This window comes from Enterobacter mori LMG 25706 (genome assembly GCF_000211415.1).
Classification (GTDB): Bacteria; Pseudomonadota; Gammaproteobacteria; order Enterobacterales; family Enterobacteriaceae; genus Enterobacter; species Enterobacter mori.
Genome location: NZ_AEXB01000006.1, coordinates 1 through 15915, shown reverse-complemented (window position 1 = coordinate 15915; position 15915 = coordinate 1). Strand labels below are relative to the sequence as shown.

15 protein-coding genes, 1 pseudogene and 1 riboswitch are annotated in these 15915 nt (G+C 57.0%); of the genes and pseudogenes, 6 read left to right on the top strand and 10 right to left on the bottom strand.

Features of this window, described 5'->3' with window-relative positions:
• Nucleotides 1-125: 125 nt before the first annotated feature.
• The 8 genes from ENTMO_RS0100080 to ENTMO_RS0100045 all read right to left on the bottom strand — a co-directional run bounded on the left by ENTMO_RS0100080 (nt 126) and on the right by ENTMO_RS0100045 (nt 8108).
• A complete protein-coding gene (locus ENTMO_RS0100080) occupies nt 126-1670 on the bottom strand; it encodes a sensor domain-containing diguanylate cyclase (protein WP_010425945.1) in 1545 nt (514 codons plus the stop codon).
• A gap of 334 nt (nt 1671-2004) precedes the next feature.
• Complete coding sequence (thiH, locus tag ENTMO_RS0100075) at nt 2005-3138, bottom strand: 2-iminoacetate synthase ThiH (protein WP_010425943.1); 1134 nt, start codon at nt 3136-3138, stop codon at nt 2005-2007.
• The gene (gene thiG / locus ENTMO_RS0100070) at nt 3138-3905 is read right to left on the bottom strand and encodes a thiazole synthase (protein ID WP_010425941.1); all 768 of its coding nucleotides are present in this window, start codon (nt 3903-3905) and stop codon (nt 3138-3140) included. Before thiG ends, thiH begins: the two co-directional genes overlap by 1 nt.
• A 1-nt stretch (nt 3906) precedes the next feature.
• Nucleotides 3907-4107 (bottom strand): sulfur carrier protein ThiS, encoded by a 201-nt coding sequence (thiS, locus tag ENTMO_RS0100065; RefSeq protein WP_010425940.1) that lies wholly within the window; start codon nt 4105-4107, stop codon nt 3907-3909.
• Nucleotides 4091-4846: a thiazole biosynthesis adenylyltransferase ThiF gene (thiF, locus tag ENTMO_RS0100060; RefSeq protein WP_010425938.1), complete on the bottom strand. Its 756-nt coding sequence runs from the start codon at nt 4844-4846 to the stop codon at nt 4091-4093. Before thiF ends, thiS begins: the two co-directional genes overlap by 17 nt.
• Nucleotides 4839-5474: a thiamine phosphate synthase gene (gene thiE, locus ENTMO_RS0100055; RefSeq protein WP_010425936.1), complete on the bottom strand. Its 636-nt coding sequence runs from the start codon at nt 5472-5474 to the stop codon at nt 4839-4841. Before thiE ends, thiF begins: the two co-directional genes overlap by 8 nt.
• A complete protein-coding gene (thiC, locus tag ENTMO_RS0100050) occupies nt 5474-7369 on the bottom strand; it encodes a phosphomethylpyrimidine synthase ThiC (RefSeq protein WP_010425935.1) in 1896 nt (631 codons plus the stop codon). Before thiC ends, thiE begins: the two co-directional genes overlap by 1 nt.
• A gap of 77 nt (nt 7370-7446) precedes the next feature.
• A riboswitch (TPP riboswitch) is annotated at nt 7447-7556 on the bottom strand.
• A gap of 54 nt (nt 7557-7610) precedes the next feature.
• The gene (locus tag ENTMO_RS0100045; protein WP_010425933.1) at nt 7611-8108 is read right to left on the bottom strand and encodes an Rsd/AlgQ family anti-sigma factor; all 498 of its coding nucleotides are present in this window, start codon (nt 8106-8108) and stop codon (nt 7611-7613) included.
• A 95-nt stretch (nt 8109-8203) separates the two neighbouring features.
• Here ENTMO_RS0100045 and nudC point away from each other — a divergent pair.
• From nudC to ENTMO_RS0100015, 6 genes and pseudogenes are all read left to right on the top strand, one after another.
• Nucleotides 8204-8977, top strand: a pseudogene (gene nudC, locus ENTMO_RS23565) (NAD(+) diphosphatase).
• Between the two features lie 38 nt (nt 8978-9015).
• Nucleotides 9016-10080 carry a uroporphyrinogen decarboxylase gene (hemE, locus tag ENTMO_RS0100035; protein WP_010425930.1) on the top strand — a complete coding sequence of 355 codons (1065 nt, stop codon included), beginning with the start codon at nt 9016-9018 and terminating at the stop codon, nt 10078-10080.
• Between the two features lie 9 nt (nt 10081-10089).
• Entirely contained in the window at nt 10090-10761 is a 672-nt protein-coding gene (gene nfi, locus ENTMO_RS0100030) for a deoxyribonuclease V (protein ID WP_010425928.1), read from the top strand.
• A 41-nt stretch (nt 10762-10802) separates the two neighbouring features.
• Nucleotides 10803-11393, top strand: coding sequence for a YjaG family protein (locus tag ENTMO_RS0100025; RefSeq protein WP_010425927.1), 591 nt, complete (start codon nt 10803-10805; stop codon nt 11391-11393).
• Nucleotides 11394-11579: 186 nt separating this feature from the next.
• Nucleotides 11580-11852, top strand: a complete 273-nt coding sequence (gene hupA / locus ENTMO_RS0100020; RefSeq protein WP_002445246.1) for a nucleoid-associated protein HU-alpha — start codon at nt 11580-11582, stop codon at nt 11850-11852.
• 11 nt (nt 11853-11863) lie between these two features.
• Nucleotides 11864-12556: a DUF1481 domain-containing protein gene (locus ENTMO_RS0100015; protein WP_010425913.1), complete on the top strand. Its 693-nt coding sequence runs from the start codon at nt 11864-11866 to the stop codon at nt 12554-12556.
• Nucleotides 12557-12604: 48 nt separating this feature from the next.
• On the opposite strand, the gene purD is transcribed toward ENTMO_RS0100015, so the two are convergent.
• Both purD and purH read right to left on the bottom strand, forming a co-directional pair.
• Nucleotides 12605-13897: a phosphoribosylamine--glycine ligase gene (gene purD, locus ENTMO_RS0100010; protein ID WP_010425912.1), complete on the bottom strand. Its 1293-nt coding sequence runs from the start codon at nt 13895-13897 to the stop codon at nt 12605-12607.
• 15 nt (nt 13898-13912) lie between these two features.
• On the bottom strand, nt 13913-15502 hold the full coding sequence (gene purH, locus ENTMO_RS0100005; protein ID WP_010425910.1) for a bifunctional phosphoribosylaminoimidazolecarboxamide formyltransferase/IMP cyclohydrolase: 1590 nt from the start codon (nt 15500-15502) through the stop codon (nt 13913-13915).
• Between the last annotated feature and the right edge of the window lie 413 nt (nt 15503-15915).

The window sequence follows — 15915 nt, the reverse complement described above, 5'->3', positions numbered from 1 at the left end:
TCGATCTACATGTGTTTATTGATAATTATCCCGTGCAGACCGCTTCAACAACCGCTTTACCGTGATTGTGTGTCAGGCATCACAAAGAAATCGGGATTTTTCTGAAACCGGTTACAATTTTGTGGTCACTCGCTGTCAGATGTACGAACGATACGATTTTTTCCCTGCTGTTTTGCCGTGTAAAGCGCGCCATCGACGCTACCTACAAAGTGTTCCAGCGGCTCGAAGTGCCATTCCCCCAGACCCGCACTGAACGTCACGTGCAGGTTTTCCTCACGCCAGGCGCGCCGTTCCACGGCGGTACGCCACGCTTCCAGCAGCGCGTGAGCGGTAGCGATCGGCTCCGTAGGGAAGATCACCGCGAACTCTTCGCCGCCGTAGCGGTAAACAGAGATGTGATGGGGCTGCATGATCTGGATCCCCTCGCGGGCAACGTTACGCAAAACGATATCGCCGCTCAGGTGTCCCCAGGTGTCATTAATGGATTTGAAGTTATCGATATCGATCAGGCCCAGCGCGAAAGGTTGATGGGCGTTCAGCAGTTCATCCACATCCTTGTCGAAAGCGCGGCGGTTTTTACAGCCCGTTAATGCATCATGGGTTGCCTGACGCACATAGGCCTGTTCACGCTCTTTGTTTGACTGAATGGTATGGCTGAGCATTGCCTCAAGGCGCGGGGCCTGGCTGACATCCCCGGTTTTGATGGCGTTGATAATATTCATCAGCACAGTACGGGAAGCATGGCGCAGGTACAAACCAAACAGAATGATGATAATGGCTGCGAGTGCAAATCCCCAACTGACAACAACGGTTTCGTGGCGGGTAATGGCGGTAAGCGTGGCGTCGGATACCCGATAAATAACAAACCAGTCCGGGTTGGTGAAGGAGTAGTAGTAGTACCAGGATTTGCTTTTTGGATCGAATAAATGGCCTTCGCCGCTGGTCATTTTGTCCATCAGCGCTTCGCTGACGTATGGTTTAAAGAGCGCGCCCGTGTCCGGGTGAAGTACCACGGCACCATCGCGTTCGACGACGAAAAATTCACCCTGTACGGGAGCCACCATTTGACGGAGGGTGTATCCCATAGAGGTCAAATCGAGATGAAAAGCGAGCGTTCCCTTCAGCCTGCCTTCGGGTGAAATCACCGGTTTGTAGAGGGTGACGGTTGGGTGGTCGGTGAAGTAGTCCATATAGGGGCTGGTATAGTGGCTAAAGATACTGGCCTCTGCCTGGCCTATAAACCACGGGCGGGTTCGCGCGTCGAATGTCTTGCTCTTTTCCGTTGGAAGCACTTCCGGTGCGCGCAGATAATGCCCCTGCGTGTCTGTCAAAGAGATGGACGACACGGTCGGCATCAGGTTTTGCAAATGCATTAACATCTGCAGCCCTTGTGCCGGATCGACGTTGATTGTCTGATTCAGCCGGTCATTGCGCGCAAAATACATCGCTGCACGCCCCAGAATATAGTCGTTTTCACGCAGGATGGATTCGGTATAGTTCACCGCCAGGTTATGGGTGAAATTACCATTAATCTTATGATAATCCTCCAGAAAATCCTTTCTCTGAGAAAGCGTAATCAACACGGCGATCAGCGCGAAGCTGCAGAGGATCCCCGCAAAGCTGACCATAATCGGCCGGGTGAAAGAGAGCTTTTTACTGTGAAGTGCCATGAGCTGTAGATTAATCCAGATGATGAATACGTTACGCCTGCTGATATTCTCTCAGCTTAGTCGCTGTACTGAGGTTGGTAGCGAATTATACGGAACAGGATTTCTGGCGAGATGATTTATCTTAAGAATCATTAAGAAATTACTCATTATTTTTATTTTCTCAACTTTTGTTATGTTTGGGCGGAGGCAGGGCGAAACGAGGAAGAAGCTTTTCGCCCTGGACAGCATCCGTTGCTGACGAAAGCAGAATAGAAAAACCGGGCACCTGTTCACAACTGCCCGGTGTTTATCTCAGAAGACGCCTCGTCATTTTTTTACGTAGTTGCAGCACATTTCAACGTAATTGCGAGGCGCGTCCCAGCCAGCTGTCCCAGTCTTTCCAGACAGGCTGAAGCCCCTGGGCGATCAGTGCTTCAGCGACGGCTTCCGGACGTCGAGCATCGTGTGGCGCAAACTGCTCCAGCTCCGAACGATCGTCGGCGTAACCGCCCGGCTGCGTTTTGGAAAACGCGCTGACGTTGTTAATCGCAAGCGGGATGACGCGATCGCGAAACGCCGGGGACTCACGCGTTGAGAGCGATAATTCAACGTCCGGGGCGAGCAGGCGAAACGCGCAGATAGTTTGTACCAGCTGGCGCTCATCCATCACCGAGGCCGGTTCGACGCCGCCTGTACACGGACGCAATCTGGGGAAAGAGATGGAGTAGCGACTCTGCCAGTAATGCTGCTGGAGCCACAGCAGATGTTCCGCCACCAGATAGTTATCCACTCGCCAGTTGTCTGAAAGCCCCGTCAGTGCGCCGAGGCCGATTTTGTCGATCCCGGCGCGTCCCAGCCTGTCCGGCGTTTCCAGCCGGAAGAAAAAGTCCTGCTTTTTCCCCTTCAGGTGATGCCGGGCGTACGTCGCCTCGTGGTAGGTTTCCTGGTAGACCATGACCCCGTCCAGCCCAAGCGTTTTCAGTTCTGCGTATTCGTCCTGCGACAGGGGCTGCACTTCCATCTGCAACGATGCAAACTCACGGCGAATAGCCGGAAGATGCTGACGGAAATAGTCCATTCCCACCTTCCCCTGATGTTCGCCCGTGACCAGCAGAAGATGCTCGAAGCCCATTTCACGAATGGCTGCACACTCGCGCGCAATCTCACCTTCATCGAGCGTTTTACGCTTAATGCGGTTGCTCATGGAGAAGCCGCAGTAGGTGCAATCATTGGCGCACAGGTTTGAGAGGTAGAGCGGTACGTAGAAGCTCACCGTGTTGCCAAAGCGCTGGCGGGTGAGCCGCTGCGCGCGCTGCGCCATCGGCTCAAGGTAGGCGCTGGCCGCCGGTGAAAGCAGGGCCATCATGTCTTCGCGGGTCGGATGACGCGCGTTTAACGCACGCTCGACATCCGCAGCCGTTTTGCTGTTGATGCGCAGGGCAATATCGTCCCAGTGGATCTGCCGCCAGCGATCGGTAAACGTGGTCATCAGAGTGCCTCCAGGAAACCGGTCAGCGGGCTGGTGGCCTGCGCCTGAACACTGCGGGAGCCGGGGCCAGACTGCCGTGCCAGCAAACCTGACTCCACCGCCAGGCGAAACGCGCGCGCCATCGTGACCGGATCGTCAGCCACCGCAATTGCCGTGTTCACCAGCACCGCGTCGGCACCCATCTCCAGCGCCTGCGCGGCATGGCTTGGTACGCCAATGCCCGCATCCACGACCACGGGCACGGTGGCCTGTTCGATGATGATCTCCAGCATCGCCCGGGTTTCCAGCCCCTGGTTTGAGCCGATGGGGGCTCCCAGCGGCATGACGGCGGCGCAGCCGACCTCTTCCAGCCGTTTACACAGGACAGGATCGGCGCCGCAGTAAGGCAGGACGATAAATCCCTGTTGCACCAGCTTTTCTGCTGCTTTCAGCGTTTCGATGGGGTCGGGCAGTAGCCAGCGCGCATCCGGGTGAATTTCCAGCTTCAGCCAGCGGGTGCCGAGCGCTTCACGCGCCAGCTGTGCGGCGAAAATCGCCTCTTCGGCTGTTTTCGCACCGGAGGTATTCGGTAAAAGCGTAACGTCTGCCTCCAGTAAAGGCGCAAGAATGGCATCGTTATGCTGGCGAAGGTCCACGCGCTTCATCGCCAGTGTCACCAGCTGGCTGCCGCTTTCACGGATGGCATCCACCATCAGCTGCGGCGAGGCGAATTTTCCGGTTCCTGTAAACAGATGCGAATCAAAAAATTTATCGGCAATACGTAACATTTCAGCCCCCTGCGATGACCTGAAACAGCAGGATCTGGTCGCCTTCATTGACCTGCTGATGTTCCCACTGCTCGCGCGGCAGGATCTGTTGATTGAGCGCCAGCGCCGTTCCCGGCTTGAGCTGGCGTAGCCTTTCGAGCAGCACGGCAACGGTAAGTCCGTCATCGCACTTCATTGGCTCATCGTTAAACAGAATGCGCATCGCGGCCTCCGCATACCGGGCAGCCGCTGGCGCGGTGCAAGGCCAGGTGACGCCAGCCGCTTGAGCGCGCATCAAACAGCCGCAGCGTATTACGTTCCATCTCCATGCCGCTGAGCAGCTTGATGGCCTCCAGTGCCTGCAGCGTGCCCATCACACCAACGACTGGACCGAGAATGCCTGCGGTGCGGCAGTTACGCTCTGGCTCGGCATCGTCCGGCCACAGGCAGCGATAGCAGCCCTGCGCCCACGGAGGCGTCAGGACCATCATCTGTCCCCCGAAACCGACCGCGCTGGCGGTGATCAGCGGCGTGTTATGTGCCACACAGACGGCGTTAATCGCCTGACGCGTCGCCATATTGTCCGTGCAGTCCAGCACCACGTCGGCAAGGGCAACTTCACGCTGCAGGCGTTCACCACCGAGCCGCTCCTGCAGGGCAATCAGCTCGATGTCCGGGTTAAGCTGGTTCAGCCGCTGCCGGGTGATCTGCGCTTTAGGCTGGTCGATATCTTCCATGGTGAAAAGAATTTGCCGCTGCAGATTGCTGAGATGTACCTCGTCGTCGTCGGCAAGCACCAGCGTGCCGACGCCCGCACCCGCCAGATAAAGCGCGGCGGGCGCGCCTAAGCCGCCCAGACCGACAATCAGTACCCGGCTGGCGAGCAGTTTTTGCTGCCCGTCGATGGCGATATCCTCCAGCAGGATCTGACGGCTGTAGCGCATAAAATCACGATCATTCATCGCCTGCTCCTGCCAGCTGTAACAGCTGTGCGGTCGCGGCCTGCCAGTCAGCGGCCTGGGTGATGGCGCTGACGACGGCGATACTGCCGACGCCGGTATCCAGCACCGACGGGGCACGTTCAAGGCTGATCCCGCCGATGGCGACGGTGGGGTAATCCGCCAGACGTTTAACATGACTCGCCAGCTGCGTCAGCCCCTGCGGTGCGGAGGGCATCTGCTTGGTTTGCGTCGGGAAGACGTGACCCAGCGCGATGTAAGAGGGACGGGCCGCCAGCGCCACGTCGATCTCCATGTCATCATGCGTTGAAACGCCAAGGCGTAACCCGGCTACACGGATAGCGCTCAGATCCGTTGTTTCCAGGTCCTCCTGGCCCAGATGCACGCCATACGCCTGGTGCTTAACGGCCAGCCGCCAGTAGTCGTTGATAAACAGGCGGGCGTTATGTCGACGCCCAAGCGCGACGGCGGCAACCACATCGGCTTCCACCTCGTCATCGCGTTTATCTTTGATGCGCAGCTGGAGGGTGCGAACGCCAGCCTTCAGCAGGCGCTCTATCCACTCCACGCTGTCCACCACCGGATAAAGCCCTAAGCGGAAGGGCACCGGGGGAAAATCGGGCTGGTACATTACGCCTCCTCTTTTTTGAGGTAGATTTCGCCGCCTTTGGCGCGGAAGGTTTCTGACATGTCCGCCATACCCACTTCAATAGTTTGCGCGGCGGCGTAGTCGCGCACCTCCTGGCTGATTTTCATCGAGCAGAACTTCGGCCCACACATAGAGCAGAAGTGCGCGACTTTGCCCGATTCCTGCGGCAGGGTCTCGTCGTGATAGGCGCGCGCGGTGAACGGGTCCAGCGCCAGGTTGAACTGGTCTTCCCAGCGAAATTCAAAGCGTGCCTTCGACATGGCGTTATCACGGATTTGCGCGCCCGGGTGGCCTTTCGCCAAATCCGCCGCGTGGGCGGCAATTTTGTAGGTGATCAGCCCCTGCTTAACGTCCTCTTTGTTAGGCAGGCCGAGGTGCTCTTTCGGCGTCACGTAGCAGAGCATGGCGCAGCCGAACCAGCCGATCATCGCCGCCCCAATGCCTGACGTGAAGTGGTCATAGCCCGGCGCGATGTCGGTTGTCAGTGGCCCCAACGTGTAGAACGGCGCTTCGTGGCAGTGCTCCAGCTCTTCGGTCATGTTGCGGCGGATCATCTGCATCGGCACGTGGCCCGGGCCTTCAATCATCACCTGCACGTCATACTCCCAGGCGATTTTTGTCAGCTCGCCCAGCGTGTGCAGTTCGGCAAACTGCGCTTCGTCATTCGCGTCGCGAATAGATCCAGGACGCAGGCCGTCGCCCAGCGACAGAGAGACATCATACGCGGCGCAGATTTCGCAAATCTCGCGGAAGTGTTCGTAGAGGAAGTTTTCCTGATGATGTGACAGGCACCACTTCGCCATGATGGAACCGCCGCGCGAGACGATGCCGGTCAGACGTTTCGCCGTCATCGGCACGTAGCGCAGCAGCACGCCCGCGTGAATGGTGAAGTAGTCCACGCCCTGTTCCGCCTGCTCCAGCAGCGTGTCGCGGAAGGCTTCCCAGGTGAGGTCTTCGGCAATGCCGTTGACCTTTTCCAGAGCCTGATAAATCGGTACGGTGCCAATCGGTACCGGGCTGTTACGCAGGATCCACTCGCGGGTTTCGTGAATATAGCGGCCGGTGGAGAGGTCCATTACCGTGTCCGCACCCCAGCGCGTGGACCAGACCAGCTTTTCCACCTCTTCTTCGATGGAGGAGGTCACGGCCGAGTTGCCGATGTTAGCGTTGACCTTCACCAGGAAGTTGCGGCCGATAATCATCGGCTCGGATTCCGGGTGGTTGATGTTGGCGGGGATAATGGCGCGGCCGGCGGCCACTTCGTCACGCACAAACTCCGGCGTGATGTTCTCCGGCAGGCGAGCGCCAAAGCCTTCGCCCGGATGCTGATAGCGCAGTATTTCACTGCGGATGCGCTCGCGACCCATGTTTTCACGGATGGCGATGAACTCCATCTCCGGCGTGACGATGCCCTGGCGCGCGTAGTGCAGCTGGGTCACGCATTTGCCCGCTTTAGCACGTTTTGGCGTCAGCAGGCCGGTAAAGCGCAGCTCGTCCAAACCGTCGTCGGCCAGGCGTTCTTTGGTGTAAGCAGAGCTTTGCTCGTTTAGCGCTTCGCTGTCATTACGCGCGTCAATCCACGGCTGGCGCAGCTTTGCCAGACCCTGCTGGACGTTAATTGCCACATCGGGATCGCCATACGGACCAGAGGTGTCGTATACCGGCACGGCTTCGTTGTCTTCGAACTGCGGATCCTCTTTGCTGCCGCCGATAAGCGTCGGGCTGAGCTGGATCTCACGCATCGGGACGCGAATATCGGCCTGCGAGCCGGAAATGTAGATTCGTTTAGAGTTCGGGAAAGCAGTGCCTTCCAGGGTGTCGATGAAGTGTTGGGCCTGTGCGCGCTGTTCGCGGCGGGTCAGTTTTGCAGTAGACATAGCTCATTCCAAAGTGAAGGACATGGCTTGTCAGACGACGGATGAAGCAAGAGAGGATCGCCCTCAGGCGATACAACAGCTGTGTGACTCTTGTTCCCTTCGCAGGTATTAGCCTGATCAGGTTCCGCGGATCCCGAATTAACGGTCTCAGCCCGTGCTTTCACACTGGGCACTCCGACAAGAAAAATCCCCCTCGTGAGAGGGGCGAATGGTTGTAAATTACTCGTTAACGATTAATAACTCAAGCAGGGCGCGCGACGTTCTCTTCATTGCTGGTATTCACGTCATTGTCCAGCACGAGGGCGATCAGCTTATCTTCCAGTGTGAATCGCTCCTCCAGCGCTTCACCGAGATCGGACAGCGCCTGCTGAAACTCAAGATAGTTATCGTGATCGATGGCGTTCTCGAGCGTGGAATCGTAGTAATCCATGATCTGCTGGGTGTTGGCTTCCAGCAGCGGATAGAGTTTGCTGGCCGCTAAATACGGTGTTGTCCCTTCCATTTCGCGGATAATGCGTTCATAAATATTGAAATGGCCGTCGGACAGGTAGTCGACCAGGCTCTGGCAAAAATCATCCAGCGCTTTTTCATTCAGCCGCATAAACGATTCTTTGCCAGGCTTAATACCGACCAGATTGTAATAAGCCACGAGTAGATGCTTGCGCACATGCAGCCAGCGATCCACCAGTTTGTTACTTCCTCTAACGCGCTCAGTCAGGCTTTCTAGCTGGTTTAACATGGTCGACTCCGCAAGGTTTAGGATTGAATCTGCTTATCCAAAATGTAACCACAATGCTAACAACATGTCAGTGAAGCGAAGGTAGTGCAATAGATATGGATCGTATTATTGAAAAATCAGATCTGGGTTGGTGGATCGTCAGTCACGAACAAAAATGAGGGCTGCCCGCCGGGGAAATCCCACATGGCACGGCGGAAACGTTCGATCTTGTCGGACAAACCGCGCTGTGGATCGGCGAGTGGCAGGGCGAGCCGGTGTGGTTGATCCAACAGGCGCGTCGCCAGGATATGGGGTCTGTGCGGCAGGTGCTGGATCAGGATGTTGGGCTGTTCCAGCTGGCGGGGCGCGGCGTGCAGCTGGCGGAGTTTTACCGCTCGCATAAATACTGCGGCTACTGCGGTCATACCATGCACCCGAGCAAAACCGAGTGGGCGATGCTCTGCAGCCACTGCCGCGAGCGCTACTATCCTCAGATTGCACCCTGCATTATCGTCGCTATCCGTCGGGAGGATTCCATCCTGCTGGCGCAGCATACTCGTCATCGCAACGGCATTCACACCGTACTGGCCGGGTTCGTCGAAGTAGGCGAAACGCTGGAGCAGGCGGTGGCGCGCGAGGTGATGGAAGAGAGCAGTATTAAGGTGAAGAACCTGCGCTACGTCACCTCCCAGCCCTGGCCGTTCCCGATGTCGCTGATGACCGCGTTTATGGCGGAATACGATAGCGGCGAGATCGTTATCGATCAGAAAGAGCTGCTGGAAGCGAACTGGTATCGCTATGACGATTTACCGCTGTTGCCTCCGCCGGGCACCGTGGCGCGTCGGCTGATAGAAGATACCGTGGCGATGTGTCGGGCCGAGTATGAGTAGTGTTACACTGAGGCCATGACGCTTAAGGAACTGCAAAAATGACCGAACTGAAGAACGATCGTTATCTGCGTGCGCTGCTGCGCCAGCCCGTTGATGTCACCCCAGTGTGGATGATGCGCCAGGCGGGACGCTATCTGCCAGAGTACAAAGCCACGCGCGCGCAGGCGGGCGATTTTATGTCGCTGTGCAAAAACGCCGAGCTGGCCTGTGAAGTGACGCTCCAGCCGCTGCGCCGCTTCCCGCTGGATGCAGCGATCCTCTTCTCGGATATTCTGACCATTCCGGATGCGATGGGCCTTGGCCTGTACTTCGAAACCGGTGAAGGTCCGCGTTTCACCTCCCCAATCAAAAGCAAAGCCGACGTTGATAAGCTGCCGATCCCCGATCCGGAAGGCGAGCTGGGCTACGTGATGAACGCCGTACGCACCATCCGCCGCGAGCTTAAAGGTGAAGTGCCGCTGATTGGCTTCTCCGGCAGCCCGTGGACGCTGGCGACCTATATGGTGGAAGGGGGCAGCAGCAAGGCCTTCACCATGATTAAAAAGATGATGTACGCCGAGCCGCTGGCGCTGCATGCGCTGCTCGACAAGCTGGCAAAGAGCGTCACGCTCTATCTGAACGCGCAGATTAAAGCCGGTGCGCAGTCGGTGATGATTTTCGATACCTGGGGCGGCGTGCTGACCGGACGCGATTATCAGCAGTTCTCCCTGTATTACATGCACAAAATCGTCGACGGCCTGCTGCGGGAAAATGAAGGCCGCCGCGTGCCGGTGACGCTGTTCACCAAAGGTGGCGGTCAGTGGCTGGAAGCGATGGCGGCGACCGGCTGTGACGCGCTGGGCCTCGACTGGACCACCGATATCGCCGATGCGCGCCGTCGCGTGGGCGACAAAGTAGCGCTGCAGGGTAATATGGATCCCTCCATGCTCTATGCTCAGCCCGCCCGCATTGAAGAAGAAGTGTCGACTATACTGTCTGGTTTCGGTCAGGGTGAAGGCCACGTCTTTAACCTCGGCCACGGCATTCATCAGGATGTGCCGCCAGAACACGCTGGCGTATTTGTGGAGGCGGTGCATCGGCTTTCTGCCCAGTATCACAAGTAAGGAGTGGTTATGGATCTCGCGTCGCTACGCGCTCAACAAATCGAACTGGCTTCATCGGTGATCCGCGAGGATCGTCTGGATAAGGATCCCCCGCAGTACATTGGCGGAGCGGACGTCGGATTCGAGCAGGGTGGGGAAGTGACGCGAGCGGCGATGGTGGTGCTGAAATACCCTTCGCTTGAGCTGGTGGAGTACAAGGTGGCGCGTATCGCGACCACCATGCCGTACATTCCGGGCTTTCTCTCCTTTCGCGAATATCCCGCGCTGCTGGCAGCGTGGGAGCAACTCTCGCAAAAACCTGACCTGCTGTTTGTTGATGGACACGGTATTTCACACCCGCGCCGTTTAGGCGTTGCCAGCCACTTTGGGCTGCTGGTGGATGTGCCGACCATCGGCGTCGCCAAGAAACGCCTGTGCGGCGCGTTTGAACCTCTTTCCGCCGAGCCGGGCGCGCTGGCGCCGCTTATCCATAAAGGCGAGCAGTTAGCGTGGGTCTGGCGCAGCAAGGCGCGCTGTAACCCGCTCTTTATCGCCACCGGTCACCGGGTGAGCATGGACAGCGCCCTGGCGTGGGTACAGCGCTGCATGAAGGGCTACCGCTTACCGGAGCCGACGCGCTGGGCAGATGCTGTCGCTTCCTCGCGTCCGGCATTCATTCGTTGGCAGGAAATTCAGCCGTGATTCAGGTAAACTGCGGCTAATTTTCGATTCGAGACATCATCATGTTACAAAACCCGATTCATCTGCGCCTTGAGAAGCTGGAAAGCTGGCAGCACGTGACCTTTATGGCTTGCCTGTGCGAGCGCATGTATCCCAACTATGCCGCGTTCTGCAAGCAGACAGCGTTTGGCGAAGGCCAGATTTATCGTCGTATCCTGGATTTAATCTGGGAAACGCTGACGGTAAAAGACGCGAAGGTGAATTTTGACTCCCAGCTGGAAAAGCTGGAAGAGGCGATCCCCGCTGCGGATGATTTTGACCTGTACGGTGTCTACCCGGCGATTGATGCCTGCGTGGCGTTAAGTGAGCTGATCCACTCCCGCCTGAGTGGTGAAGCGCTGGAGCACGCCATCGAAGTCAGTAAAGCGTCCATTACGACCGTCGCGATGCTCGAAATGACCCAGGAAGGTCGCGAAATGACCGACGAAGAGCTGCGTGCCAACCCGGCGGTTGAACAGGAATGGGACATCCAGTGGGAAATTTTCCGCCTGCTGGCAGAGTGCGAAGAACGCGATATCGAGCTGATAAAAGGGCTGCGCGCGGACTTACGTGAGGCCGGTGAGAGCAATATTGGTATAATTTTTAACCAATGAGACAACAAAACGTGATTTAACGCCTGTTTTGTCGCTCCTCGACTCTTCCCTTCTGCCCCCCGTCTGGTCTACATTTGGGGGGCGAAAAAAAGTGGCTATCGGTGCGTGTATGCAGGAGAGTGCTTTTTTGGCATTTTCGTCGCACTCGATGCTTAGCAAGCGATAAACACATTGAAAGGATAACTTATGAACAAGACTCAACTGATTGATGTAATTGCGGACAAGGCTGATCTGTCTAAAGTGCAGGCTAAAGCTGCTCTGGAATCTACCCTGGCTGCTATTACTGAGTCTCTGAAAGAAGGCGATGCTGTACAACTGGTTGGTTTCGGTACCTTCAAAGTGAACCACCGCGCTGAGCGTACTGGCCGCAACCCGCAGACCGGTAAAGAAATCAAAATCGCCGCAGCTAACGTGCCGGCATTTGTTTCTGGTAAAGCACTGAAAGACGCAGTTAAGTAAGACGCGTGGCAGTGAACAGTTTTAACGAAGGGGCGGCAACGCCCCTTTTGTCATTCTGGCGTGGAACGCTCGCGCTGGCAGGCGTGCTGTTGCTGTCAGCCTGTAGCCACGATTCCTCCCTCCCTCCGTTTACCGCCAGCGGTTACGCGGACAACCAGGGCGCGGTCAGGATCTGGCGCAAAGATTCCGGCGGCGAAGTGCATCTGCTTTCTGCCTTCAGCCCGTGGCATAATGGCAATACATCGACGGCGGAATATCGCTGGCAGGGAGATGACCTGTCGCTGATTGAACTGAATATCTACAGCAAGACCCCCGAACACGTGAAAGTACGTTTTGACGACCATGGCGAGCTGAGCTTTATGCAGCGTGAAGTCAGCGGTCAAAAACAGCAGCTTTCCAGCGATCAAATCGCCCTCTACCGCTATCGCGCTGAACAAATCCGCCAGACCAGCGATGCGCTTCGTCTGGGACGCGTTGTGCTGCGCCAGGGGCGCTGGCATGCCGATGGGACGGTGACAACCTGTGAAGGGCAGACGGTCAAGCCTGAGCTCGAATCCTGGGCAACCGAGCACATTCAACGCCGTCAGCGTCATTCATCAATGGAAGTGAGTGTGGCGTGGCTGGAAGCGCCGGAAGGCTCTCAGCTGCTGCTGGTGGCGAACGAAGACTTCTGTACCTGGCAGCCGACAGAGAAGAGTTTCTGACGTAAATCCCCTCTCCCAAAGGGAGAGGGTTAGGGTGAGGGTGTGAAATTACTCGCCCTGCTCACGCGCAATCGCGCGATAGCCGATATCCTGACGGCTAAAGCTACCGTTCCAGTGGATATCCGCCATCAGCGTATAGGCACGCTTCTGCGCTTCTGCAACGGTATGGCCCAGCGCGGTCGCACACAGCACGCGTCCGCCGTTGGTGAGGACGCGGTCATCATCAGCCAGCTTCGTTCCGGCGTGGAATACCTTCGCGCCTTCAATCTCTTCCAGCGGTAAGCCGTGGATCTCATCCCCGGTGTTGTAGTTGCTAGGGTAACCCCCCGCAGCAATCACCACACCCAGGGACGCGCGCTCGTCCCACTCTGAGGTTTTCTCGTCGAGCTTGCCTTCGCAGGCCGCCAGACACAGATCCACCAGATCGGATTTCATGCGCAGCATGATGGGCTGCGTTTCCGGATCGCCAAAGCGGCAGTTAAATTCGATAACCTTCGGGTTGCCCTGCTTGTCGATCATCAGACCTGCGTAAAGGAAACCGGTGTAGGTGTTGCCTTCCGCCGCCATCCCTTTCACGGTAGGCCAGATGACGCGATCCATGGTGCGCTGATGTACTTCGTCAGTCACTACCGGAGCAGGGGAGTAGGCACCCATCCCGCCGGTATTCGGGCCGGAATCACCAGTGCCCACGCGCTTATGGTCCTGGCTGGTGGCCATCGGCATAACGTGCTCGCCGTCGACCATCACGATAAAGCTCGCTTCTTCGCCGTCGAGGAACTCTTCGATCACGATGCGGTGGCCCGCATCGCCAAAAGCGTTGCCTGCCAGCATATCCTGAACCGCGGATTCTGCTTCTTCGAGGGTCATCGCCACGATCACGCCTTTACCGGCAGCCAGGCCGTCGGCCTTAATGACAATCGGTGCGCCTTTCTCACGCAGGTACGCCAGAGCGGGCTCCACCTCTGTGAAGTTCTGGTATTCCGCCGTCGGGATATTGTGACGTGCGAGGAAATCTTTGGTGAAGGCTTTGGAGCCTTCCAGCTGTGCAGCACCTTCCGTTGGGCCGAAGATTGTCAGACCTGCCGCGCGGAACGCATCAACGACGCCAATCACCAGAGGGGCTTCCGGGCCCACAATCGTCAGATCGATTTTCTCGTTCTGGGCAAAGCTCAGCAGCGCCGGAATGTCGGTCACGCCGATAGCCACATTCTGCAGCGCGGGTTCCAGTGCGGTACCGGCGTTGCCCGGCGCCACGAAGACCGTTTTCACGAGCGGAGGCTGCGCCGCTTTCCACGCCAGAGCGTGCTCGCGCCCGCCGTTACCAATGACTAATACTTTCATTTTCTGCTCCGGGAATTAATGACGGAAGTGGCGCATATCGGTGAAGATCATCGCGATGCCGTGTTCGTCGGCGGCGGCAATCACTTCGTCGTCGCGGATTGAGCCGCCAGGCTGGATCACGCAGGTGATCCCTACAGCGGCTGCCGCGTCGATACCGTCGCGGAACGGGAAGAAGGCGTCAGAAGCCATGGCGGAGCCTTTTACTTCCAGTCCTTCGTCGCCTGCTTTAATACCCGCAATTTTCGCGGAGTAGACGCGGCTCATCTGGCCAGCACCTATCCCAATGGTCATGTTCTCTTTCGCGTAGACGATGGCATTGGATTTGACGAACTTAGCGACCTTCCAGCAGAACAGCGCGTCACGCAGCTCCTGTTCGCTCGGCTGACGTTTGGTCACCACGCGCAGGTCGGCTTCTGTCACCATACCCAGATCGCGATCCTGAACCAGCAGACCGCCGTTCACGCGCTTGAAGTCCAGGCCTGGCACGCGTTCTGCCCACTGGCCGCAAACCAGTACGCGTACGTTCTGTTTTGCCGCAGTGATTTTCAGCGCTTCTTCGGATGCGGATGGCGCGATGATCACTTCAACGAACTGACGGGAGATGATGGCCTGTGCGGTTTCAGCATCCAGCTCGCGGTTGAAGGCGATAATGCCGCCGAATGCGGAGGTCGGGTCGGTTTTGTAGGCGCGATCGTAGGCATCCAGAATAGAGGTGCTTACCGCGACGCCGCATGGGTTGGCGTGCTTAACGATAACGCAGGCTGGCTCGCTGAACTCTTTCACGCATTCCAGCGCGGCGTCGGTGTCGGCAATGTTGTTATAGGAGAGCGCTTTGCCCTGAACCTGGTGGGCAGTCGCAACAGAGGCTTCTTTTACCTCTTCTTCTATATAGAAGGCAGCCTGCTGGTGGCTGTTCTCGCCGTAGCGCATATCCTGCTTCTTAATGAAGTTCAGATTCAGGGTGCGCGGGAAGCGGCCAGAAGGATCTTTGCTTTCACCGTGGTAAGCCGGTACCAGGCTACCGAAGTAGTTGGCGATCATGCTGTCATACGCGGCGGTGTGTTCGAAGGCTTTGATGGCGAGGTCGAAACGCGTTGCAAGCGTCAGTGACCCTTCGTTGGCATCCATCTCATTAATAATGGTTTCGTAATCGCTGCTCTTTACGACGATGGCCACATCTTTATGGTTCTTGGCCGCGGAGCGCACCATGGTTGGGCCGCCGATATCAATATTCTCTACGGCATCTTCCAGAGAACAGCCTTCGCGGGCAACGGTCTGGGCAAACGGGTAGAGGTTAACAACCACCATGTCGATTGGCGCGATGTCATGCTGTTTCATAATATCGTCATCCTGACCGCGACGACCAAGAATGCCGCCGTGCACTTTCGGGTGCAGGGTTTTGACGCGTCCATCCATCATTTCCGGGAAACCGGTGTAATCGGACACTTCGGTTACCGGCAGACCTTTATCTGCTAACAGGCGAGCGGTACCGCCTGTAGAAAGCAGCTCTACGCCACGTGCAGAAAGTGCCTGAGCGAATTCGACGATACCGGCTTTATCAGAAACACTGAGCAGAGCGCGGCGGACTGGACGACGTTGTTGCATGGTAAATCCCCTGGATTTCACGATTACAGAGAGCGTTAGATGAATTTTCCTGCGAAAAACTCATCTAACACACCTGACGGGGCATCCTTGTTAAGCGCGAGCATTCTAACGAAAACGTTTGCGCAACGCTCGCACATTTTCACTTTTTCGCATCATTGTGGATAAGTCTGTGTGTAAAAAGGTATAAGGCGGGGTTTTGCTGTGTAATGCAGCAGTCAGTCATTTTTCTGTCATTTAGCGGTTGCGGCCTGCGGAGAACTCCCTATAATGCGCCTCCATCGACACGGAACATGTGAATCACTTCACAAACAATCGGGTCGGTTGAAGAGAAAAAATCCTGAAATAACGGGTTGACTCTGAAAGAGGAAAGCGTAATATACGCCACCTCGCAACGGTGAGCGAAAGCCGCGTTG

Bases quoted from the DNA above. Each gene is read 5' to 3' on its own strand.
- ENTMO_RS0100045 (WP_010425933.1), bottom strand. From the start codon at position 8,108: ATGTTAAACCAGCTAGAAAGCCTGACTGAGCGCGTTAGAGGAAGTAAC.
- ENTMO_RS0100080 (WP_010425945.1), bottom strand. From the start codon at position 1,670: ATGGCACTTCACAGTAAAAAGCTCTCTTTCACCCGGCCGATTATGGTC.
- thiS (WP_010425940.1), bottom strand. From the start codon at position 4,107: ATGCGCATTCTGTTTAACGATGAGCCAATGAAGTGCGATGACGGACTT.
- purH (WP_010425910.1), bottom strand. From the start codon at position 15,502: ATGCAACAACGTCGTCCAGTCCGCCGCGCTCTGCTCAGTGTTTCTGAT.
- hemE (WP_010425930.1), top strand. From the start codon at position 9,016: ATGACCGAACTGAAGAACGATCGTTATCTGCGTGCGCTGCTGCGCCAG.
- thiC (WP_010425935.1), bottom strand. From the start codon at position 7,369: ATGTCTACTGCAAAACTGACCCGCCGCGAACAGCGCGCACAGGCCCAA.
- nfi (WP_010425928.1), top strand. From the start codon at position 10,090: ATGGATCTCGCGTCGCTACGCGCTCAACAAATCGAACTGGCTTCATCG.
- purD (WP_010425912.1), bottom strand. From the start codon at position 13,897: ATGAAAGTATTAGTCATTGGTAACGGCGGGCGCGAGCACGCTCTGGCG.
- ENTMO_RS0100025 (WP_010425927.1), top strand. From the start codon at position 10,803: ATGTTACAAAACCCGATTCATCTGCGCCTTGAGAAGCTGGAAAGCTGG.
- hupA (WP_002445246.1), top strand. From the start codon at position 11,580: ATGAACAAGACTCAACTGATTGATGTAATTGCGGACAAGGCTGATCTG.
- thiF (WP_010425938.1), bottom strand. From the start codon at position 4,846: ATGAATGATCGTGATTTTATGCGCTACAGCCGTCAGATCCTGCTGGAG.
- thiG (WP_010425941.1), bottom strand. From the start codon at position 3,905: ATGTTACGTATTGCCGATAAATTTTTTGATTCGCATCTGTTTACAGGA.
- thiE (WP_010425936.1), bottom strand. From the start codon at position 5,474: ATGTACCAGCCCGATTTTCCCCCGGTGCCCTTCCGCTTAGGGCTTTAT.
- thiH (WP_010425943.1), bottom strand. From the start codon at position 3,138: ATGACCACGTTTACCGATCGCTGGCGGCAGATCCACTGGGACGATATT.